The 22774-nt window shown below is 41.8% G+C and carries 22 protein-coding genes and 1 other annotated feature; of the genes, 6 read left to right on the forward strand and 16 right to left on the reverse strand.

Annotated features, from left to right (window positions below):
• Window positions 1-45 precede the first annotated feature (45 nt).
• Window positions 46-570 (forward strand): CbrC family protein, encoded by a 525-nt coding sequence (locus tag C6Y06_RS12845; protein ID WP_106036982.1) that lies wholly within the window; start codon window positions 46-48, stop codon window positions 568-570.
• A gap of 44 nt (window positions 571-614) precedes the next feature.
• Here the strand turns inward: C6Y06_RS12845 and C6Y06_RS12850 are convergent, their stop codons facing one another.
• The 7 genes from C6Y06_RS12850 to C6Y06_RS12880 form a co-directional block, all read right to left on the reverse strand.
• On the reverse strand, window positions 615-797 hold the full coding sequence (locus tag C6Y06_RS12850) for a sporulation protein Cse60 (protein WP_034665546.1): 183 nt from the start codon (window positions 795-797) through the stop codon (window positions 615-617).
• Between the two features lie 103 nt (window positions 798-900).
• Window positions 901-1212 (reverse strand): rhodanese-like domain-containing protein, encoded by a 312-nt coding sequence (locus tag C6Y06_RS12855; RefSeq protein WP_066030532.1) that lies wholly within the window; start codon window positions 1210-1212, stop codon window positions 901-903.
• Window positions 1213-1266: 54 nt separating this feature from the next.
• Window positions 1267-1950, reverse strand: a complete 684-nt coding sequence (locus C6Y06_RS12860; RefSeq protein ID WP_106036983.1) for a YesL family protein — start codon at window positions 1948-1950, stop codon at window positions 1267-1269.
• Between the two features lie 24 nt (window positions 1951-1974).
• The gene (locus C6Y06_RS12865) at window positions 1975-3264 is read right to left on the reverse strand and encodes a Gfo/Idh/MocA family protein (protein ID WP_060597044.1); all 1290 of its coding nucleotides are present in this window, start codon (window positions 3262-3264) and stop codon (window positions 1975-1977) included.
• Between the two features lie 17 nt (window positions 3265-3281).
• Window positions 3282-3806 carry a lipoprotein YteS gene (locus C6Y06_RS12870; RefSeq protein WP_106036984.1) on the reverse strand — a complete coding sequence of 175 codons (525 nt, stop codon included), beginning with the start codon at window positions 3804-3806 and terminating at the stop codon, window positions 3282-3284.
• Window positions 3803-4915 (reverse strand): glycoside hydrolase family 88/105 protein, encoded by a 1113-nt coding sequence (locus C6Y06_RS12875; RefSeq protein ID WP_106036985.1) that lies wholly within the window; start codon window positions 4913-4915, stop codon window positions 3803-3805. Before C6Y06_RS12875 ends, C6Y06_RS12870 begins: the two co-directional genes overlap by 4 nt.
• Window positions 4916-4933: 18 nt before the next feature.
• The gene (locus tag C6Y06_RS12880; protein WP_034665423.1) at window positions 4934-5899 is read right to left on the reverse strand and encodes an ABC transporter permease; all 966 of its coding nucleotides are present in this window, start codon (window positions 5897-5899) and stop codon (window positions 4934-4936) included.
• A gap of 231 nt (window positions 5900-6130) precedes the next feature.
• Between C6Y06_RS12880 and C6Y06_RS12885 the strand changes: the two genes are divergently transcribed.
• Window positions 6131-8431: a helix-turn-helix domain-containing protein gene (locus C6Y06_RS12885; protein WP_106036986.1), complete on the forward strand. Its 2301-nt coding sequence runs from the start codon at window positions 6131-6133 to the stop codon at window positions 8429-8431.
• Window positions 8432-8468: 37 nt separating this feature from the next.
• On the opposite strand, the gene C6Y06_RS12890 is transcribed toward C6Y06_RS12885, so the two are convergent.
• Window positions 8469-8840 (reverse strand): winged helix-turn-helix transcriptional regulator, encoded by a 372-nt coding sequence (locus tag C6Y06_RS12890; RefSeq protein ID WP_003217763.1) that lies wholly within the window; start codon window positions 8838-8840, stop codon window positions 8469-8471.
• Window positions 8841-8997: 157 nt separating this feature from the next.
• Between C6Y06_RS12890 and C6Y06_RS12895 the strand changes: the two genes are divergently transcribed.
• A complete protein-coding gene (locus C6Y06_RS12895) occupies window positions 8998-10185 on the forward strand; it encodes an MFS transporter (RefSeq protein WP_106037011.1) in 1188 nt (395 codons plus the stop codon).
• A 13-nt stretch (window positions 10186-10198) separates the two neighbouring features.
• Complete coding sequence (locus C6Y06_RS12900; protein ID WP_060597047.1) at window positions 10199-11038, forward strand: aldo/keto reductase; 840 nt, start codon at window positions 10199-10201, stop codon at window positions 11036-11038.
• A gap of 45 nt (window positions 11039-11083) precedes the next feature.
• On the opposite strand, the gene C6Y06_RS12905 is transcribed toward C6Y06_RS12900, so the two are convergent.
• From C6Y06_RS12905 to C6Y06_RS12930, 6 genes are all read right to left on the reverse strand, one after another.
• On the reverse strand, window positions 11084-12583 hold the full coding sequence (locus C6Y06_RS12905; protein ID WP_106036987.1) for an extracellular solute-binding protein: 1500 nt from the start codon (window positions 12581-12583) through the stop codon (window positions 11084-11086).
• A 25-nt stretch (window positions 12584-12608) separates the two neighbouring features.
• The gene (locus C6Y06_RS12910; RefSeq protein WP_087976618.1) at window positions 12609-13469 is read right to left on the reverse strand and encodes a carbohydrate ABC transporter permease; all 861 of its coding nucleotides are present in this window, start codon (window positions 13467-13469) and stop codon (window positions 12609-12611) included.
• A 219-nt stretch (window positions 13470-13688) separates the two neighbouring features.
• Complete coding sequence (locus C6Y06_RS12915) at window positions 13689-14441, reverse strand: NAD-dependent epimerase/dehydratase family protein (RefSeq protein ID WP_106036988.1); 753 nt, start codon at window positions 14439-14441, stop codon at window positions 13689-13691.
• Between the two features lie 46 nt (window positions 14442-14487).
• Window positions 14488-15390 (reverse strand): dienelactone hydrolase family protein, encoded by a 903-nt coding sequence (locus C6Y06_RS12920; protein ID WP_034665408.1) that lies wholly within the window; start codon window positions 15388-15390, stop codon window positions 14488-14490.
• A 130-nt stretch (window positions 15391-15520) separates the two neighbouring features.
• Entirely contained in the window at window positions 15521-17935 is a 2415-nt protein-coding gene (gene leuS, locus C6Y06_RS12925; protein WP_034665405.1) for a leucine--tRNA ligase, read from the reverse strand.
• A 97-nt stretch (window positions 17936-18032) separates the two neighbouring features.
• Window positions 18033-18254 (reverse strand) — a binding site (T-box leader).
• A 103-nt stretch (window positions 18255-18357) separates the two neighbouring features.
• Window positions 18358-18687 carry a DUF4257 domain-containing protein gene (locus C6Y06_RS12930; protein ID WP_223249904.1) on the reverse strand — a complete coding sequence of 110 codons (330 nt, stop codon included), beginning with the start codon at window positions 18685-18687 and terminating at the stop codon, window positions 18358-18360.
• A 426-nt stretch (window positions 18688-19113) separates the two neighbouring features.
• Between C6Y06_RS12930 and ytvA the strand changes: the two genes are divergently transcribed.
• Entirely contained in the window at window positions 19114-19917 is an 804-nt protein-coding gene (gene ytvA, locus C6Y06_RS12935; protein WP_060597051.1) for a YtvA family blue-light photoreceptor, read from the forward strand.
• An 84-nt stretch (window positions 19918-20001) separates the two neighbouring features.
• Window positions 20002-20703, forward strand: coding sequence for a coiled-coil domain-containing protein (locus C6Y06_RS12940; protein WP_106036989.1), 702 nt, complete (start codon window positions 20002-20004; stop codon window positions 20701-20703).
• 62 nt (window positions 20704-20765) lie between these two features.
• On the opposite strand, the gene C6Y06_RS12945 is transcribed toward C6Y06_RS12940, so the two are convergent.
• Together C6Y06_RS12945 and C6Y06_RS12950 are read right to left on the reverse strand one after the other, a co-directional pair.
• Window positions 20766-22076, reverse strand: a complete 1311-nt coding sequence (locus C6Y06_RS12945) for an ABC transporter permease (RefSeq protein WP_060597052.1) — start codon at window positions 22074-22076, stop codon at window positions 20766-20768.
• Window positions 22066-22764, reverse strand: coding sequence for an ABC transporter ATP-binding protein (locus C6Y06_RS12950; RefSeq protein WP_060597053.1), 699 nt, complete (start codon window positions 22762-22764; stop codon window positions 22066-22068). The genes C6Y06_RS12945 and C6Y06_RS12950 overlap by 11 nt, the downstream gene beginning before the upstream one ends.
• Window positions 22765-22774 lie beyond the last annotated feature (10 nt).

The following is a 22774-nucleotide window of genomic DNA, read 5'->3' on the forward strand; positions in this document are numbered from 1 at the left end:
CCTATAAAATAATAGAATGAAGTGATTCACAACATGGAGGTTTTTATGACGTTACCTACATTCAAGTACAACCCAGATCCAGTTTCGTTAAACGTGATCAAAAAAGAGCATACGACATGTCCTGTTTGTGAGAAAGAAAGAGATTACGTGTATCATGGTCCATTTTATACTGTTGAAGATGTGGAAGGAATTTGCCCTTGGTGTATTAAAGATGGATCAGCCGCTAAAAAATACGATGGCATCTTTCAAGACGATGCAAGTTGTGATGACGTCGATCAAGAGGAATATGTAGATGAACTGATCTTCAGAACGCCAGGTTATCGCGGCTGGCAGCAGGAATATTGGTTAAGCCATTGCGGAGATTTTTGCGCAATCGTCCAGTATGTCGGATGGAAAGAGATAGAACATTTAGAGGAAGAACTCACAGAAGATATCGAAGACATTTGCAGCGGCGGGGGATTAACGAAAGAGAACCTAAAACAATGGCTCGTCAACGGAGGAGACTTGCAGGGCTACCTCTTTCAATGTGTTCACTGCAAAAAGCATCGTTTATATATTGACGCTAGCTAATCAAACAAAAAGGGCCCTTCAAACAGGTCCTTTTTTGATGCCGTCTATTTTTTATATAAAATGAGTGCAGAAAAACAGTAGAGCTGTTCTCCTCCCTGCTCACAGATCACCGCTACATCGTACTTGATATCAATAATTTGGTCGTCATCCATTCCTTTTAAAAAAAGATTGATTTCGCTCTGCAAATCTTTTTCGTGTTCTTCATCAAATACAGCTACCTTTAGCACATATGCCACTCTCCCTTCTCTCGCTACTCTATCTTTATGCATATAAGGACGGGCATATGAACAAAAAAGCCTTTCATCTCAAAGATGAAAGGTCGGACTTCTTTTACAGCTTCGGTTTTGTTTCTCCTGTCCAAGCAAGCATCCCGCCAATGACATTGGTCGCTTGATAGCCTTGGTCTTCTAGGAAATAGCAGACATTTTCACTACGTTTTCCGGAGCGGCAAATAATATAATATTCCTGCGTTTGATCGAATGCATCCAGCTTCTCAGGAATATCTCCCATTCGGATGTGGACAGCTTCTGGAATCATTCCTTCTGCTACTTCCTCGTCCTCTCGCACATCAACAAGCTGAATGGCTTCTTCTTGCTCTAGCTTTTGTTTTAATTCTTCTATTGAGATTTCTTTTACTGACACGACGCTCATCTCTCCTTTTAATCACGGTGACACCATTATAGCAAATGATTCACATCACTGTGTATTCACCCGCTTCGATTGAAGGAAAGACGGCAGACGTTTCTTCACTTCGGCTGTCTGCTGATCACTTTCAAACTCTACCTTTTTGAATACTTGATAGGCCAGCCACATGTGGCCATAGGCGAGTATACTCACACTAAAGAACGGCACGATTCCCGGCAAATAAGCAAAGAGAACAAACAGCAGAGCCGAGAAAACGAGCATACAGAGTGTATATTGCAAATATGAGATACCAAGCAAAAGAGAGAATTTCAGATAGAGACGTTTTTTCCAATCATAATGAGCCAGCAGCGGAAAAATATAAAACAAGCTCACAACAAAGAGAAAACCAAAGATATAAATGGCAAAACGAAGCACATGCAAAAACCAGCTCGTTGGATAAATAAACGCAAGGTCTACATATATAATCGTCCCTATGATCAGCAGCGCCACTCCAATTAAGTTAGAGCGTACAAACTCCTCACGATACACCTTCCAAAAAGTCCGGAAAACGCTGACTTGCTCATGCCCTTGTATCCACTTTCTCATCACTGAAAATAACGCAGTGGTCGCAGGCATCAATCCAAAGATCCCAAGCCCCAGCATGGTGAACAGCAGCCATAGCAAATTCGTATAGGCAAGTCTCATCACCCACTCACACATTCGAAGCATTCTGCTCATTGAACCATCATGATCCATCTCTTTCCCCTCCTCTCTTTCTCATTACACCGTCTCTTTTTGAAACAATTCTTCTATTTCAATTGGGCGCTTCTCTGCAACAGACCGCCACATGCCTTCCCCAAGTGCAATCGAATAAGCACCAGCCTCTGCTCCTGCTGATATGTCATAGTGAATTAAAGGATCTTTTCCTATAAATAAATCGGCCAGAAGCAGAGGGTCTCCGCCGCCATGTCCCCCTGGCTGTTTCACGACTTCAATTGTCTCTTTTGCCCCAAACATCGGATAATAAGAAATCGTCTGTTCTGGGAATTGAAAAGGAATTCTTGATGGCACATGAAACTCATTTGTTTCAATACGCCCCTTCGTCCCATTAATGGCAAGCCGGTATCCTTCATATGGCGCTGAGAATTGAATTGAATAGCTGAGCAGAGCCCCTTGGTCATATGCCACTGATGCCACATATGTATCCTCAATGTCAATTTCCTGATCAAAAATACAGGCGTCTGGGCGATAATTTGAGTACTGCTGCGTTTGCTCCTTACCGGATTCGATATGGTCGTCCTCGACCTTTGAGCGTTCTACCCGCGGATTCCACCTTGCTTCATAATGACAGGTATCCTTCACATGACATGTTCCGCAATACCTGTTTTCTCCCCCCTGCAAGGGATTCCAAGGACTTTCATTTCCGTAATAGTTCAGCGCCCCATAGGCAAATACTTGCTTCGGCTTTTGATTGATCCACCAATTGACCAAATCAAAATGATGCGTCGATTTATGAATGGATAGTCCGCCAGAGAATTGCCTCGTTCGGTTCCACCTTTTGAAGTAACTAGCACCATGATACGTATCAATGAGCCAGCTCAGTTCAACAGATGTGACCCTTCCAATCTTTCCTTCTAAAATGAGTTCTTTGATCTTTCGATGAAATGGATTGTAGCGATAATTAAAAGTGACTGTGACCTTCCCTTTACTTTCCTTTTCTTTTTCCATCACTTTTTTGGCGTCTTTTGCTGTTGTGACCATTGGCTTTTCAGTGATGACATCGAGATCATGGTCAAGTGCCTGCAAAATATACGTGACATGTGTGTCATCCCGGCCTGCCACAATGACGATATCTGGCTTTGCTTCCTTCACCATTTGATCAAATGCACCTGCATGAAAGAACGAGATGCCCCGCAGTGATGGAAAACGCTCCTGACAAAGTGTATACCGATGATGATCTATATCTAGGAGCCCTGTAATCTTGTAATGCTCATTGAAATCCTCTGTGAGCGGTTTAATAAACATATTGAACGCACGATGACTGAGTCCGCAAACTACGACCCGTTTCACAGTCCCCACCTCTTTTTCTATCGATTTTCACGAAGCTGTTTCATGAGAGACAGCGCCTCATTGGACTTGTAAGCATACACAGGAATAAAAGCGACCATATCTCGGTGTAATTGAAAGGTATAGCCGTTTAGCTTTTTTGTGCCTTTATTGACTTGAACCGCATAATCGACCGTTTTCCCTGTCTTTTGGTCCTCGACCGTATATGGTCCTGCCACTTGATCATCTACGCCCATTTCTTCAAGCAGCTGAAAGCTTTCAGGATCATCATATGTTCTAAACATTTCTTCCGGGACAAGCATGATGTCCCCCTCTTTTGCGGTAATTTCAACAAGAAGCTTTTCAGGAATCGCCGGAAAGATGTGGACGCTATAAGACTCTTGTTCTGTCTGAAAAGCCTTCTCGACTAATTGATCCTTCATCCCCTTTGACATGTCAGAAAAAATCAGAACATCAATACCGTTTGTTTTCCCTTGGCAGGCTGACAAACAAAGGGCAGCGATGAAGCTGAGGAGCCATACCGCACCCCTTTTTCGCCTCTTCATGCCTTCTGAAAAACAGACAGCTTCTCTAGCTCAGTTAACGCCATAATAAAAGCGCCTGCCCCGTGCAAGTCATTTGTGCTTCGCTCTCTTTCAACGTAGTAATCATAAAATCCAGCAGATGTTCCGATACAAATATCATTGATGGTAAAATCACCGTTTTCTGTCTCAGCCGTCTTATGATGAATTAAGCCTTGGTATGCTTTCACCACATGATCGACATAACGAAGGCTGACATACCCTTCATTCATGGCTTTTGCCATGGCGTACATGAATAAACACGATCCTGAGCTTTCAAGCCAATTGTCGCTATGAGTACCTTTATCAATGATTTGATGCCAGAGACCTGTGTCTTGATCCTGGTACTTGGATACACTTTCCAGCATGTCTGTCAGCGTTTCCTTCCAAACCTTTCGTCCCTCATGCTCTTCTGGCAGATCCTCGATCATATCTGCTAATGCAAGGACATACCAGCCAAACGATCTTGCCCAAAACTCGGGGGAACAGCCAGTCTTTTGATCAGCCCATGGCATCACTTTTCGTTCGTCCCACGCGTGATAGTACAGACCTGTTTTTTCATCTTTTGTATGCTTTCTCATGAGATACTCTTGATGGATCACCATATCCACCAGTTCCTCTTCACCTCTCAGCTTTGCATACTTTAAGGCAAAAGGTCCTCCCATGTAGAGACCATCCAACCACATTTGATAGGCATAATTGTCTTTATGCCAAAACCCGCCCTCAGATGTGCGATTCAATGTTCGGTAAAGCCCCCGAAGCTTCTCCGCTGCCAGCACATACCGCTTCTCTCCCGTCCGTTCGTAAAGAGGGAATAAAATGAGCCCTGCTTGGATCGCATCAAGCTCATCTCTCCGGAATAACAGGTTTCCATACTCATCAATGAGCGAATCTGCGTAGCTTTTCACATAATTGAAATACGTCTCGTTCTCCGTTGCTTCATATAGCTTCATCACACCGCAAAGAAAAACGCCTTGATGATAATGCCATCTTCCAGCTGGAGGCAGCTCAATTGGTGTATGCGCTTTCATAATTGTTTGTGCTAATTTCTCTGCATGCTCAAGTGGTGATCCCTTTTCAGTCGATAATGTCATTCTTCTTCATCTCCCTTTTTAGTAAATACCTTCTTCCCCGAATTTCTTCGCTAAACGGTTCGCCAGCATGACCAAAATGAGTCCAACGGCTGCTTTAAATAGACCAACAGCGGTACTATAGCTGAATTGTCCTTGCTTAAGACCAGCTGTATAGACGTACGTATCAAAGATTTCTGCTACTTCCCGGTTCGTTGCATTGAGTAATAAGTAGACATGCTCAAAGCCAAGCTCTAATGTGTCACCAATTTTCAAAATAAGCAGAACGACAATCACACTTTTAATGGCAGGAAGAGTGATGTGCCACATTTGTCTCAGTCTGCCGGCTCCATCCATTTTTGCTGCTTCATATAGCTGCGGATCTACCGCTGTAATCGCCGCAAGATAAATGATCGTCGACCAGCCTGCTTCCCGCCAGATCACCTGTAAAATGTACATGGGTCTGAACCATTCCTGACTAAGGAGGAAGTTAATCTTTTCCCCTCCAAAGAAAGCAATCAATTCATTGATTAACCCGCCATCTACTGTTAACAAAACAAAAGATAAGGACACGACAATCACCCATGACATGAAGTGAGGAATGTATATCATGGTCTGGACAAATTTCTTAAACAATGCCAATCTGACCTCGTTTAAAAGCAGGGCCAATAAGATCGGAATCGGAAAGAAAATCACGACATTCATGGCAAATAAAATCAGTGTATTTTTTAATAAGATGAAAAATGTTGGTTCTGTAAACAATCGAATAAAGTGTTTGAAGCCAACCCACTCACTCCCAAGAATACCGAGAAACGGCTGGTAATCTTGAAAGGCAATGATAAGCCCCCACATCGGCACATATTTAAAGACAAGAAAATAAATGAGCCCTGGCAAAATCATTACATACAAAAACTTTTGACTAAGCAATTGATTAAGTAAGCGCTTTCTCTTTTCTTTTTTCAAAGCTGCCGCAGGCATACCCTTGGCAGTGACATCCTCTGTTTTCATAGATAAAGCCTCCCCTCATGCTGATGCATGTGTTAACTGTATCTTAAGGATGAAAAATCCGTCTACAATCATATCATCAGATCATATTTACTTAGGGGAAGCTACTCAAAACGTTACATAAAACATAAGAAAATGATCCTAATCTCAGAAAATGATTATTGACAAACCTACCAAATTTTTGGATTAATAAATTAAGGGGAAAAGATTGTTCTGTTTGAAATGGGGGGTTTTATGAAAAGAAGGCAGTATAAATTTTATTACAAGCTTGTGACGTTTTTTTTCGTGCTTAGTACGATTCCTGTCATCATTGTCGGTATTTTTTCTTATCAGCATTCGCAAAAAACCGCACTCGAAAATATCTCAAATGAAAAGCTGGACAGCGTCAAACAAACGCAATCCAATATTGAGCATATTTTAAAAACAGTGGATCATTCTCTCACTCACTATGTCAGTTCGCCGCCTCTCCTTCAAACACTGGCAGAACCTTTAAATCCAGACCAATTCCAGCTTTATAATCAAGTACAGCAGGAACTAAACTACCTGCAAACCTTTGACACCGATCTTTCCAATATTACACTCGTGAGTAAAATGGAAGACTGGTACATGAACAATTCGGGACTTTATCATGTCACAAGCGGAGACCAAGAGAAAGCGCTCACCTCTTACCTCAATATACCGAGTCATTCCAGCTGGGCACTTGAAGAGAATAATCCACTTGTTGCGACAAAAGAAGGAAAGGCCTCCTTTTGCAAATACAATGTGAACTTAATCAAACAACTCCCTATGAACAGTGTCCAGAAAAAAGGGATCGCTGTCGCCAGCATTCCGAGCTGCACGATTGCTGACAATATGCCTGACTTCTCTCAATCTGACAGTATGTTTGTCATTGATACAAACGGAAAAGTGCTGCTACATAACCGCAAAGAACAAATTGGTGAATCCTTGAAGAATCAAGAGCTCGTCAAGCATGTCCTATCACGTGAAGAACGATCAGGTCAATTTAACATGAAGATCGAGGAACTAGACTATCAAATTACGTTTCAAAAATCAGACTATAACGAATGGACGTACTTATCCTTTGTTTCCATTCCAGAACTCAAGGCACAAACGAAATCAATTGGGTGGATCACTTTTATTATCTGCTTTATTTTGTTAGCGCTTTCATTACTATTTTCATGGTTTGGGTCCAGACATTTTTATAAACCAATCCGCTTGTTATATGAGTCCTTTGCACGCAATGAATCCTTTTTGCAAAAACAGCCTTTTCAAAATGAATTTGAGTTGATTGAGTCGAGTATTAAACAAATGAAGGATCAAAACAATGATTTAGAGGAACGTATTGAGCAGCAAGTCACGCACCTTCAGCAATACTTTATGGTGCGGCTATTGCTCGGAAAGCTGACAGAAGAAGAAATTAACAACCGGTTCCAAAGTTTGGGATTCCCTCAGGGCTGGTCTCATTTATCCATGCTTGTGACCCAAATCGATACGTTAAAAGGAACACCTTATGAAAAAAAGGATGCTGACTTGCTGTTATTTGCCATCAATGGACTGATCGAGCAGATGATTCCGCAAGATGAGCACCTTCAGCCAACGGTTGTCAATCAGCATCAAACGACGATTATCTTGAATCACTCAAAGTCAGATGAAGAGTTTACTGAATATTTAAACCAATTAGCGGAAACTATTCAGCAGCGCATCGAGGAAGAGCTTGGTTTATCGATCAGCATCGGGATCAGCCGCCAGTTTAAGGAGCTCACGATGGCGAAACAGGCTTACATTGAAGGAAAAGAAGCCTTAAAATACAGGCTCAAAGCAGAGAAAAAATCCATTATCTTATATGAACATATTCAGCAAGGAAAAACGTTTAAAACCCATTTTCCAAAACAGCTGCAGCATGATTTATTCGATGCGATGAAAGCAGGTGATCAAGGCAAGGCGGATCATTATTTACATGTGCTTCTGCAATCCATTTTCTCTAAAAATGCTGGACCGCATGAATACCATATCGCTCTCGCCCGTTTTTTAAACAATTTGATTGAGCTGATGCATTTGCTTGGCATTGAATTATTTGAGGTCGAAGACAACAAAATGCTGTATGATACGATTTTTGAATTTAAAACCTTTGAAGATACCGAAGCATGGCTGAAACATGAGATCATTCGGCCGATTATTGACCAGCTAGGTGCACGTGAGGACTCACAATACAAAAACATCTCAGAGAAAATCATTCATATCATTCATCAAGAATTCGACTCAGATCTTACATTGGATGAAATCGCCACACGCCTGCATTACAACCCCAATTATTTAAGCAGTATTTTTAGAAAGGAAATGGATATCTCCTTTAGTGAATATCTCTCGTCCTACAGACACCATGTCGCCAAAAACTGGCTCGTGGAAACCGATATGTCCGTCAAAGAAATTTCGGAAAAACTGAAATATAAAAATCCGCAAAACTTCATCCGTTCCTTCAAAAAACTAGAAGGCACGACCCCTGGCAAATACCGCGACCACAAAAAAGGCACATAAGACAAAAAGTCCCGCTCGCACAGGAAGCGGGACTTTTTTATTTAAATTGTTCATTTAAAATGCTGTCTTCCAGCACTGAAAGCGGCTCTCCGTACACACGTTCAATATGAGCTGCTCCCCAATCACAAAGCGCATTCAGAATTCTTTCGAGCGACTGTCCGTATTCACTTAATTCATATTCCACTTTAGGCGGTACTTGCTCATACACAATTCGGTTAATCACCCCATCACTTTCAAGCTCTCTCAGCTGTTGTGTAAGCATTTTTTGTGTGATGTTTGGCATGAGCCGCTTCAATTCACTCGTGCGTTTTTTTCCATGTGTTAAATGACATAAAATCACGCACTTCCACTTCCCGCCAATGACCTCAAGGGTCGCTTCCACTGAGATATTATATTTTTTCTTTTCCATCAAATCCTCACTCCTCTTTGTGCGAACAGGCACTTTTTAGTACCTATATTACAAAAAAGTACGTACTTTTTTTTTCGTCATCTATGTTAGATAATAACTCTTGCCGATCGGCTTCGTCTATCAAAATGTCATCATAGAAGGATGTGAACACTTATTCATGAAGAAAAAGCAAAACCACTTTGCCCTTCTCGCACTAGCCATTAGTGCTTTTGCTATAGGAACCACTGAGTTCATTAGTGTCGGTCTTTTGCCGATGATTTCAGAGGACTTTGGAGTGAGCGTCAGCCAGGCGGGCTGGACCGTCTCTTTATATGCACTTGGTGTGACATTCGGCGCGCCTATTTTGACTTCTCTGACTTCAACGATGAAAAGAAAGACATTGCTATTGCTCATTATGCTCGTCTTTTTGATTGGAAATACACTAGCCACGATTGCTCCGACTTTTTCAGTGCTATTAATCGGACGGGTCATTTCAGCCTTATCCCATGGAATCTTTATGTCCATCGGCTCTACGATTGCTGCAAGCCTTGTAGTGAAAGAAAAACGGGCAAGTGCGATTGCCTTTATGTTCACTGGATTAACAGTTGCTACTGTGACGGGCGTGCCATTTGGGACATTTCTTGGCCATGAGCTCGGCTGGCGGACGTCATTTGGTGTGATTGTCATCATTGGTCTGATCGCACTGATATCCAACTATTTTCTTGTTCCATCTCAATTAAAGCAAGGCGTGAAAACATCATTTAAGGATCAAGCTGTCTTATTAAAAACAAAAAGAATCTTGCTTCTATTTGTCATTACAGCAACAGGATACGGAGGAACCTTTGTCGTCTTTACGTATTTATCCCCTCTCTTACAGCATGTGACAGGTCTTGCGCCTGAGGCGGTGGCCTTGATCCTGCTTTTATACGGGATCACGATCGCAGCCGGAAATGTCATTGGCGGAAAGGCTGCTAATGAGCAGCCAATGAAAGCACTGATTTACATGTTTATCATCCAAAGCATCATTATGTTTACCCTTAGCTTGACTGCTGGATTCACGGTGCTAGGCATTGGAACCGTCATGCTGATGGGACTGTTTGCTTTCATGAATGTGCCTGGATTGCAAGTAGCTGTCGTTGACTTTGCAGAAAGATACACACCAGGAGCAGTCGACGTCGCTTCCGCTATGAATATCGCTGCCTTTAATGCCGGTATCGCCATCGGCTCATTTTTAGGCGGCATCGTGACAGATACTCTTGGGCTTGTGCATACAGGCTGGGTCGGCGGCATCATGGTCCTTATCGCAGTAATTCTCACGATGATTAGTTTTCGAATGGAACAACAAGAACAAAATCAAACCATCTAAAGGAGTTTTCAATATGAACCATTTACAAAGTACAAAAACATTAAACAATGGGATCCACATGCCAGGATTTGGTCTTGGTGTATTCAAGGTTGAAGATGGCGCAGAATTAATAGACGCCGTCAAAACAGCCATTCAATTAGGCTATCGCAGTATTGATACAGCGGCTATTTACGGAAATGAAGAAGGTGTTGGACGAGGCATACAGCTTGGTTTAGCAGAAACAGGACTGCGCCGCGAGGACCTCTTTGTGACATCAAAAGTGTGGAATGCCGATTTAGGATATGAATCTACCCTAAACGCATACGAAGAAAGCTTGAAAAAGCTTCAGCTTGATTACCTTGATCTGTATTTAATCCATTGGCCGGTTGAAGGAAAATACAAAGAAGCTTGGCGTGCACTGGAAACCTTGTATCGTGAAGGAAAAGTCAGGGCCATCGGAGTGAGCAACTTCCAGCCGCATCACCTAGACGAACTATTAAAAGATGCAGACATCATACCAGCTATCAATCAAGTGGAGTTTCACCCAAAACTGACGCAGGAAACACTCTTTACGTATTTGAACACACATGGCATTCAAATGGAAGCTTGGTCACCGCTAATGCAGGGGGAACTGCTTCATCATCCGGTGATCAAAGAGCTCTCGGACACATACGGCAAAACACCTGCTCAAATTATTTTGCGCTGGGATGTGCAAAAAGGCGTCATCACCATTCCAAAATCAACGAAAGCCCATCGTTTAAAAGAAAATGCAGACATATTTGATTTTGCCTTATCTGATGAGGATATGAAGCGCCTTTCTGACTTAAATGAAAACAAACGTATCGGTCCAGACCCAGACAACTTTGACTTTTAATAAAAACACCCCCGCTTTTTAACTGTGCGGGGGTGTTTATGTTGATCATTTTGATTTTTTAAAGGAAGCTTCATATTCTTCTATGATTTTATGACCACCGTTTGATTTCCACTTCTCTACATCTTTCTTAAATTGATCTTCACTGATGTCTCCAAGAATGAACTTATAAGTCGCATCATCGATGATTTTTTTCAACTCGTTTCCTCGCTCTGAGGCTGTTTCTGAATACAGGCTTTCAGCAGGATTGGCGACGATGATGTTTTGATTGTCTTCTTCTAGCTCTTCATATTTTGTACGAACCGCATCTCCTTTATTTTTCAAGTAACGTTTATCAATTCCTACTAGACTGACAAGCGGCTGTACGTCTGTCTGCCAGCTTTTCACTTGGCTTTCTTCTCTGACAAATGTATTCCCTTCTTCTTTCTTATAATGCTCGCCATCAATACCGTACGTCATGAGACCATATACATCTTCTTCTGCAATGCGGTCAAAGAAGGCCAAAATCCGTTTTAATTCTGCCTCTGATTTCACGCTTGTTTTAGGGAATGCAAAGATGCCATTATGACCACCTGATGCCCACACACGTTCTTTGCCATCTGGGCCTTTGATTCGGTTGATGATATCTATTTCCATGTTTTTATCTGTCGCGTCATCTCTCAAGTTCACTGCGTCTACCATATTCCCAACATAGATCCCTGCTTTTCCTTGTGAGAATAATTCCTGCTGCTGTGTTTTGCTTGTAACAGGGAAGTCTTTGTTGATATAGCCATTGTCACGCAGTTTCTTCATGTATTTCATTGTATTCATGTACTCATCTGTCATGAAGTCTGGCGTGAATTTGCCATTTTCTTCTTTCCAGTCTGTCGGCATTCCCTCATATGAACCGAGTGTTTTAAATGCCCCATAAATCAAATCGTTCCGATCCGTAAAGCCAATTGTATCCGCTTTTCCGTTTTGATTCGGATCTTTTTCAGTAAAAGCTTTAGCTACCTCATAAAGATCATCCAATGTTTTTGGTGTATCCAAATTTAAATTTTCAAGCCAATCCTTTCGAATGACAATTCCTTGTCTTGAAAGTGGTCTCTCTCTATAAATGCCATAAAGCTTACCGTCTATAGAGGCGTTTTTATTAATCAGTTCGTTCATCTTACTTAAATTTGGATAATCCTTTAAATACGGACCGACTTCCCAGAACATGCCTGATCTGAACGCATTAATAGCAGACGAATTCTTAATGTCTTGAATCGTGACAATCTGCGGCAGATTCCCTGCGGCAAGTGCGGAATTTAAACGGTCTTCCTTCACGGCATCAGGCACCCATGTAATATCAAGCTCTGTATTTGTGAGCTTCTCAATCTCTTTTATGACGGAATCCTTCGGCGGCTGCTGATGATACAAAATAGCCATCCAGGTCAGCTTTACCTTTTTATCTAAATCAACCTTTTCATCTGATGAACTTGTGCCTTTGCTTGAACATGCGGATAGAATACCGCTTGCTGCAAATAACAGGACAAACGCAATCAACCATAATTTCTTTCTCCCCATAAGATCCCTCCGTTGTTCCATCTTTTTAACCTTTTACAGAACCTAGTAATGCCCCTTTGTTAAAATGCTTTTGAATAAATGGATAGACAAGCAGAACTGGAATGGTCGCTACCACAATGACAGCCATTTTAATCGTTTGGTCTGGCGGTGGTGTGGATGATCCCATATCCGACATATCTCCCTGCATTCCGCTTGAGACAATGACAATCTGCCTTAGCAGCACCTGAATCGGCCATTTCACTGAATCATTTAAATACAGGATGGCGGTCATGTACGTATTCCAATACGTCACGGCATAAAAAAGTGAAATGGTCGCAATAGCTGGCAAAGAAAGTGGCAGCACAATTTTAAAGAAAATCCCTAAATCGTTACAGCCATCCATCTTCGCTGATTCCTCAAGGCTTGCCGGGATGTTTTGAAAGAAGTTTTTCAAAATGATCAAATTGAACGCATTGATCGCAACCGGTAGAATAAGTGACCAATAGGTATCAAGCAGACCAAGTGTTTTCACCACAATAAACGTCGGAATCATACCTCCACTAAACAACATCGTGAAGACAACGAGAAACATCAATGTTCTCCGGCCTTTTAGCTCCTGACGAGACAGCCCATATGCCATGAGTGAGGACAAAAACATGCTGACAGCTGTTCCAACGAGCGTCACAAGAATGGACACAATGAGGCTACGATACACAATATCCGTAGAGAAAATATATCGATAGGCCTCTAAAGAAAACGTGGTCGGGAACAAGATAAACTTCTTCGTGATGACCTCTTCTACTGTAGCAAAAGAGGCTGCAATGACATGGATGAACGGAAGCACACATATTAATGCGAACATGAGTAGAAAAGAGTAATTAAATAAGTTGAACAATCGGCCTTTAATAGAACGATCTATGTTCATCACGCCCTTTCTTTGAAAGCGTTATCATTTCGTCCGAAAATAAGCTGCAGCCTGTGACGATATCGTGATTAAAATGTAACAAACGGGGGAAGAAAGCGTCTATAATCATCTTGACAGACCAACTGGATGGATCATGTCAATCGTGCTTTTATGCTCATGAAACAAAAGAATAAGATCATCAGCTAATGACATGATTATGCCCTATGCCTGATCATTTTCTTCTAGGATTTCCGTCGTATTCACATCAGGTCTGTAGCCTAACTCCTGCTTTATTTTTTCCGTAGACCAGGGCTTTTCTTCGTTTTCTGATACGGCATAATATGTCCCAAAGGGGACGGTCGTTTCAATCGCTGCCTTTGTCATCCCTATAAGATCTTCATGTGACAGAAGTGTTCGTTTCGTTCTTCGTTTCTTGTGTAATGCCTCCATCTCATCCGTTACAACCGTTCCAATCCGTAAATTGATAACAGACATCCCCGTTTGATCGTGGAACAAACGGCCTAGCTGTTCTGAAGCAAATTTTAAAATACCATAGACATTTTTAGTCGCTGGCACATCGTCTGTTGTAATATTTCGCCCTAGTAAGGAGCGGCCATCCTCTTCATAACGATCGGTCACATGATTGCTGCTTGCAAAAATGACTTTTCGTATGCCGAGACGTGCAGCTGACCGAAACATATAATAGGAGCTCCTCCAAAAAATATCATTCATTTTTTCAAACTCCTCAAGATTCATCACATCATGCGTCATCTCCATGTTTAAAAGGTGCATGATGACATCTGTATCTCTCGGAATCGCCTCATATAATTCCTGTTCATTCGCTGCATCTGCTAAAATGGCTCCTTTTACACAACTCGTTTGATCAATGATGGTGATCTCGTACTCAGAAGAGAGCGCTTTTGTTAATATACGGCCTATCACACCGCATCCGCCAATGATCGTGATCTTTTTCATCTGTTTCCTCCTTTCTATTGACGTAGTATGTCCAAGCCTTTATGGGTTACAGCCATTTTTTCAAAAATCGAGTGGCCTCGTGACGCATAGCGGCTGTTTCAAAATGACCTGCATGAAGACCAACAAGCTGATACCGTTCTTTCAATGAAGCAGTTTGATAGGTTTGGCTCAATCCCTTTTGAATGCGTGCGACGCCTTCAGCAGGCGTGAGTGGATCAAGTTTTCCCACTAAGCTTAAATGCGGCCTTGGAAAAATCATTTCCTGAATTTCAGCTGCTGTAAAGTGCTTTGCTAAGCTTGGTACATAGTAATAATAGCCATGCCTGTCTAAATTGTTCGTTTCAATTAATGTGTGGTGATCGACCTGTGCGCAAAGATCAATACACACACTGACCCTCTCATCAAGCGCAGCAGTCCACCAGGAAAGAAGCCCTCCCATTGACATTCCAAAAACAGCTAACCGGTCCGGCAGCACATCAGATCGAGACAGCACATAATCAATCGCACACATGCTTTCATACAGCATCATGCCCCACATCACTTTTCCTGTTAAAAGCATCTCCTTAAAAATTTCACTTTCTGTTCTTCCTCTTCTCTCACCAAACCCTGCATGATCGATAGCCAGGACACTATAGCCTTTTGATGTGAACTCTTTCGCATATGAAGGCGCTTGCAAATAATGAGCACCTTTGATCAGCTCTTCCTTCCCATCCACGTAGTTCCCGCCATGAGAGTGCTGGAACAGCACAACAGGTCTTTTTTTCACCGTATCCTTTGGCTTTACAAAATAAGCGGGCACTTCCTCTACACCATGAATCGAAAGAATGAGTGTTTCGACTACATACGATTCACGTTCCTCGATCTTTAACGTATATGCCTCCACGCGATGGCGTTCTGGCATTTCTCCTAACAGACTGAGCAGTTGTTCACGTTTGCTTTCCTTTTCCATTGACGTCACTCCTCATTTTCTTGATCACCTGTTAAAATACGAGGTCGATGAAGTAATCACCTTGTTTTCGACAAAATTATGTCCCGGGAAATAAAGAACACCCACCGGTTCATACCGATGGGTGTCATCATTAGTTCGCAACAATATTGACAAGCTTCCCAGGAACCGCAATCACTTTGCGAATGGTTTTCCCTTCAAGCTGTTCTTTTACGCGTGCATCATTTTTCGCAAGCTCTTCTAACTGTTCTTTTGTTGCATCAGCAGGAACGGTTAATTTTGCTTTCACTTTTCCATTCAACTGTACGACAATTTCTACTTCATCGTCGACAAGCTTTGACTCGTCATATTGCGGCCATGCTTCATAAGAAATAGACCCTTCATGACCAAGTTTATTCCAAAGCTCTTCCGCTAAATGCGGTGCAATTGGAGAAAGAAGTTTCACAAAGCCTTCTGCATATTCTTTCGGCAGTGTATCAGCCTTGTAGGCATCATTGATAAACACCATTAATTGTGAGATCCCTGTATTGAAGCGCAGGCCTTCATAATGGTCCGTTACCTTCATCACGGTTTCATGATAGCTGCGTTCTAATGCGCCTCCAGTTTGCTCCGTCACTTTATCACTGATTGTGCCATCTTCATTTGTGAATAGACGCCATACACGATCAAGGAAACGGCGAGCACCATCAAGTCCTGTTTCAGACCAAGCGATTGATGCATCTAAAGGTCCCATGAACATTTCATAAAGTCGTAATGTATCCGCACCATGAGATTCTACGATATCATCTGGATTGACAACGTTCCCTTTTGATTTACTCATTTTTTCATTATTTTCTCCAAGAATCATTCCTTGGTTGAACAATTTCATGAAAGGTTCTTTTGTAGGAACAACACCAATATCATACAAGAACTTATGCCAGAAGCGCGCATATAGAAGATGCAGTACAGCATGTTCTGCTCCGCCGATATATACATCAACAGGAAGCCATTTCTTTAGCTTCTCAGGAGATGCAAGCTTTTCTGAGTTATGCGGGTCAATATAACGTAAGAAATACCAGCAGCTGCCTGCCCATTGCGGCATTGTATTGGTTTCACGGCGTCCTTTTTTACCTGTTACAGGATCTACAACCTCAACCCACTCTTTGATATTGGCTAAAGGTGATTCACCTGTACCACTTGGCTTAATCTCAGTGGTTTTAGGCAAAATAAGTGGAAGCTCTTCCTCTGAAACGGCTGAAGAAGTTCCGTCCTCCCAATGAATAATTGGAATTGGCTCACCCCAGTAACGCTGGCGGCTAAATAGCCAGTCCCTTAAACGATAGGTGACTTTCTTTTCGCCTTTTTGATGTTCTTCAAGCCATGCAATGGCTTTTTCAATCGCTTCTTCTTTTCCTAATCCATTGAGGAAATCAGAGTTAATGTGTTTTCCATCACCTGTGTAAGCTTCTTTTTCAATGTCTCCGCCTTCTACAACTTCCTTGATTGGAAGATCAAATGTTTTGGCGAATTCATAGTCACGCTCATCATGGGCAGGTACCGCCATAATCGCGCCTGTTCCATAAGTAGCCAGCACGTAATCTGCAATCCAGATCGGCATCTTTTCACCATTTAATGGATTGATGGCATAAGCGCCTGTGAAAATACCCGTCTTCGTTTTTGCAAGATCTGTCCGCTCTAAGTCGCTCTTTGATTGAATTTCTTTGATATATGCTTCGACTGCTTCTTTTTGAGCAGCTGTTGTAATTTTTTCAACAAGTGCATGTTCTGGTGCAAGTACCGCATATGTTGCACCAAATAATGTATCCGGACGCGTTGTGAAAACAGTAAACTGTTCGTCATGTCCTTCTACTTCGAAATGAACGTGTGCACCTTCTGAACGTCCGATCCAGTTACGCTGCATATCTTTGATGCTTTCAGGCCAATCAATGTCTTCTAAATCTTCTAACAGCCTGTCCGCATAAGCCGTAATCTTCAGCATCCATTGCTTCATCGGACGTCTTTCAACTGGATGCCCTCCGCGTTCACTTTTTCCATCAATGACTTCTTCATTTGCAAGAACTGTACCGAGCGCCGGGCACCAGTTCACTGGTACTTCATCGATATACGCCAATCCCTTTTCATACAATTTCAAGAAAATCCATTGTGTCCATTTATAATAATTCGGATCAGTCGTGTTGATTTCTCGATCCCAATCATATGAGAATCCTAGTGATTGAATTTGGCGGCGGAAGTTATTGATGTTCTCTTCTGTAAAGACCGCTGGATCATTCCCTGTATCTAGTGCATACTGTTCTGCTGGAAGACCAAATGCGTCCCATCCCATTGGATGAAGAACATCATATCCCTGCATACGTTTCATGCGTGATAAAATATCCGTTGCTGTGTAGCCCTCAGGGTGCCCGACATGAAGCCCTGCTCCTGATGGGTATGGAAACATATCAAGCGCATAGAACTTTGGTTTATCTTCCGAGTCAGATGTGGCGAATGTTTTATGTGTCAGCCAATAATCCTGCCACTTCTTTTCAATTTCCCGATGCTGAAAACTCAATGTGAAAACCTCCTTTAATATGTACGGCTGTATCTGCTCAGATGACCACTGCAAGAATTCAGATTTTTCTAAAATCAACAAAAAACCCTCATCCCTGGAAAGGGACGAGAGATTTTTTGGTTCCCGCGGTACCACCCTTGTTAGCGTCACTTTCTGTTTGTACGCTCACTTAATATCTTTAACGCAGACATGCGACAGAAGCTTTAACGCAACTGCAACTCTGAGGCGAGTTCAGAAGCAGATTTGATTGACTTTCACCAGCCGTCAATTCTCTAAAGACAAATACTGCTTTCCTACTACTCCTCTTCACTGTTCTTATCGTAACCGTCATCTAAGTAGTATTTTATAGAATTATGATCATAAGTGCAAGCAGGTTTGTATACAATGGGAATGTACCCTAGATCAGGGTAAAGTAGAGGATATTATTCGTGTGGAGATCGGTTATGACGGTTGGAGTCTGCATCCTGTGAACGCTGTTCTCTTACAAAATCAAAGCTTCGCAGAACTGCTTCTCCTCCGTAACCTGAAATAATTGATAAGATGACCAAGTGCAGACTAGAATCGGGATTTGAGGATAAGACAAGCAGTGTAGCGGCAATCATCCCAACGAGCCAATCTTCAATAAACCCTAAATAAATAAACTTTTTTGTCATTCTGGGCTTCTCTAGCCTGCCTTTTTTCTTTACGTGACCGAGAATGCCCATGACCCCTCCAATGGCGCAAGCAATAATGACTTGTTGCAGCATTTTCATCACCTTCCTAAAGCCCTTAGAATAGTAAAGCGACTTCAGGCTGTCCAGCCCCCTGTAATGCCATTCTGCTGTTCCGTCATAATCCATGTAAAAGGTCTATTCTCTCTAACGAAGAAAAAAAGCTTGTTTCTTCCATTATATGTGAATGACCCAAAAACAATCTTGATGCATTGGAATCATTTTTGCCTAATCCATATTAACTATTTTTGTCATTTTATGAATTATGAGCAATTGATTCCTTCTTTTTCTAAAGAAAAGTCTCCTTACTTACTATATTCTAATGGAGGACAAACTATGATGACAAATTTAACAAAGCCATTGCAATCATTGAAACAGAACATATGTTATGTTACTTTAGTAAGGAATACCTTTGGTTGAAAAGACAGCCATTTGATATGTCTGCTAGTAGCAGCAAAGGAGGGTAATATGGTCAGCTCGAACATCTTCGGCTTGCAAAAACAGCTTGAACTCATAAAAAAAGCGCTAGATCATGCGCGGATCGGTGTTGTCATTACAGACCCTTCTTTAGAGGATAACCCTATCGTTTATGTGAACCATGGCTTTACACACATGACTGGATACAAACCAGATGAGATTCTTGGGCGTAATTGTCGATTCCTTCAAGGAAAAGACACAGATCAAGAGCAGCTTGATTTAATACGTCATGGAATACAGAATAAAATACCTATTACCACACAGCTAAAAAATTATAAAAAAGACGGTACTTTTTTTTGGAATGAACTCAATATAGATCCTCTATACATTGAACAAGATGATAAAACATTTTTCATTGGCTTTCAAAAGGATATTACGAAACAGAAAGAATATGAACAACTCCTAGAAGATTCCTTACAGGAAGTCACCTCTCTTTCGACGCCAATCGTCCCAATCAAAAATGGTGTATCTGCTCTACCACTCATTGGAAAACTATCTGAAGAACGCTTTGATGCCATTGTTGCGAAGTTAACTTGTATATTAGATGATTCAAAGGATGATTATTTAATTGTCGATCTTTCTGGCTTAATCGATGTCGATGATTCCGTTGCAGGACGCATTTTCAAGCTGCATCATCTTCTCAGTTTAACTGGAACCGAACTGATCATCACAGGGATCAAACCGCAGCTTGCGATGAAAATGAAAGACTTGGATACAGATTTCCAGGATGCGATCACATATTTGACGGTTAAGGAAGCAATCAAAGGATTACCATTAGCTGAAAACCCTGTGTAAACAGGGCTTTTTTAGTTAAACCGCCCCTAAAAATGGAAAAATGAGGTATGATAGGAGTAAATAGAGATTTAGGGGGGCTTCTAGATGATGATGTTACTCATCATAGGTCTTTTATGTGTTTGTTTCGCCATAGGATATGCCGTCAATTTCTTATTACTCAAACACCAGAACGAGCATATCTTTTCAAAGAAACTATTTTATCCTTTTTTGATCTTGGGTCTCGTCTTTTCCATTATGTCATTATCGTTTGCTGCCACAGATGCACCGAAGGCACAAGCAGATCCATCTTCAGAACAGCTGTTAAAGGATCAAAAGCAGCTCACATCTGACATATCGCGCTTAAAAGCTGATAAAGAGGAGCTTACTGCCTCTTTAGAGGACGCAACAAAGGATAAAGAAAAACTAGCTAAAAAGCTAGAAACCATCACCTCAGAAAAAGAAACAGTCAAAAAGCAAGAAAAGACCATTCAAGCGCTTGAAGAGAAAATAGACAAGCTTGCCTCAAGCAATGAAACACTCAAAAAAGAGAACAAGAAAAGCAGCAGCGATACGAAGTCTTCCACTGTTCAGCGCTCCGCTCCTAAAGATGAAGGAAAAAGTACAGGCGGTCATGAATCGCAGAAGGAAACAAAAAAAGAATCAGCAGCCTGTAACATCAAAGGAAGTGTCAATGGCATTTATCACACACCGAGTAGCAGATACTACTCTAGAACAAAAAATGTAACCGAACTATTCTGCTCCGTAGAAGAGGCAGAACGTGCAGGGTACCGGGCACCTAAGCAATAGCCATGTGTCACAAAAAAAGAACCTCCTGTCAGCCCAATCGGGTGTCTTAGGAGGTTTTTTTTTTAGATTTCTCTTCTTAATGCTGCTAATACATTCGTTTTTGTTGCTTTACGTGCCGGGTTAAGCCCTGAAAGGATCGCTACCCCTGCGCTAATCACTGTTGCTGTGATCACAAGGCTGAGCGGAATATAGGAGAAGGTGATCGAGAATTGATCGCTTGACCCTCCCTCTGACATGGACGACAAAATGGCTGGAATGATTAAATTGACGGCGAAACTAATGATATATGAGATGATAATACCGATGATCGACCCAATCACCCCAATATAAGCACTTTCCATGAGGAACATTCGCTTGATAATCGATGGATTCGCACCAATGGCTTTCATAATCCCAATCTCTTGTGTTCGCTCTGTTACTGCCATTGTCATCGTATTAAAAATACCAATTGCAGAAATAATGACTGCGATACAGCCGACAAAAATGAGTCCAATTTTGAAGACAGTAAAGAACATATCCATACCTTCGAGCTGATTCGTCACAGAGATGACTTGGTAGCCCTCATCTGTCAGCTTATTCGTGAGTGCACCGACATTGTCGAATTTATCCGCATAGACAGAGGTCATTTTCTCGACATTTCCTGCTTCAGGAGATAGATCAAGTATTTGACCAAATTCCTTTTCATACGCATTCGGAATGAGAATTTTATGATCCTGCTGCCACTCCAAATTTGGCTTTTTCATGACTCCTACTACACGGAAATCAAATGTTTTTTCTTTGACGACTTCATTTTCTTCGTTGAGTTTTGGTACCTTGATTTGAATCACTTTATTTAAAATATCTTTCGTGTAGCCTTTTGGCTCTTTTGGTTCTTCTTCACCGTTTGACGTTTGATTTAATTCTTTTTCATAGGCTTTGCGCTCTTTATCCGTCCAGAGAAGTTCAGCCATATGATACCCAACCACAATTTCGTTTGCTGATGTTGGGACTTTCCCTCTGTCTAGTTCAAGCCCTGCTTCTTTTTCCTCTTTCATATCGGTCAGAGCAGCCTGCGTTTCACTTGAGCGGTCATCGAGCTCGACGTTTACCGATGGAACGAGAGACGTTCTTGAGACGACAGATTTCACATGGTCATATTTCTTTAAATCATCTACCTTGACGGCACCTTTTTCCTTGCCTAACACTTTCACTTCAGTGATGATTTGCTGTTTCATGATTTCATCTTGCGCCGATTTTTGCAAACCAAAACCGACAGATGCTAGAACGATTAAGAAAGAGCATGCCATTGTCGTCGCAAGAATGGTCATAAACACACGCAATCTATTTTTCTTCATGTTTCTTCTAATGAATTTGACCTGATCTCTAAATTTCAATGGTCTGTTCCCCTTTCTTTAATACACCATCATGAAGCTGGAACGTTGTATCTGCAATTGAAGCGACTTCATCGTCATGTGTAATGATGACAAACGTGATTCCTTTTTCACGATTGAGCTGCTGGATAAAGGCTAGAATTTCTGCTTCGGTTTCTGAATCTAGACTGCCTGTTGGTTCATCCGCTAATATAATAGATGGATTTAAAATCAAGGCTCTTGCAATACTCACACGCTGTTGCTGCCCGCCGGACAACTCATTCGGGTAATGCCCTGCATGATGTTCGAGGCCTACTCGTTTCAGCATTTCTTTTACTTTCGTCTTTCGTTCAGACGGCTTCACACCTTTTAAAGTGAGCGGAAGTTCAACATTTTCATACGTCGTTAAGCTCCCGATCAATTGAAAGCTTTGAAAGATAAAGCCAAAGTGATCTAAGCGGAAGTCCGCCCATTCTTTTTCATTAAAGCCGGTCACATCGGTCCCATCAATGACAATTTGTCCGCTCGTTGGCGTAATATATCCTGAAATTAAGTTCAAAAGGGTAGATTTCCCCGAACCACTTCGTCCCACAATACAAGCAATGTCGCCTCTTTTGATGGATAGGTCAATCCCTTTCAGCACAGGAATTTCATTCTCTCTGCCCTTTTTACCAATTTTAAACACATGATCTAACGCTTGAACCTGAATCATCTCTACTCCC

The sequence above is a fragment of the Bacillus sp. MZGC1 genome, from assembly GCF_002998605.1.
Classification (GTDB): domain Bacteria; phylum Bacillota; class Bacilli; order Bacillales; family Bacillaceae; genus Bacillus.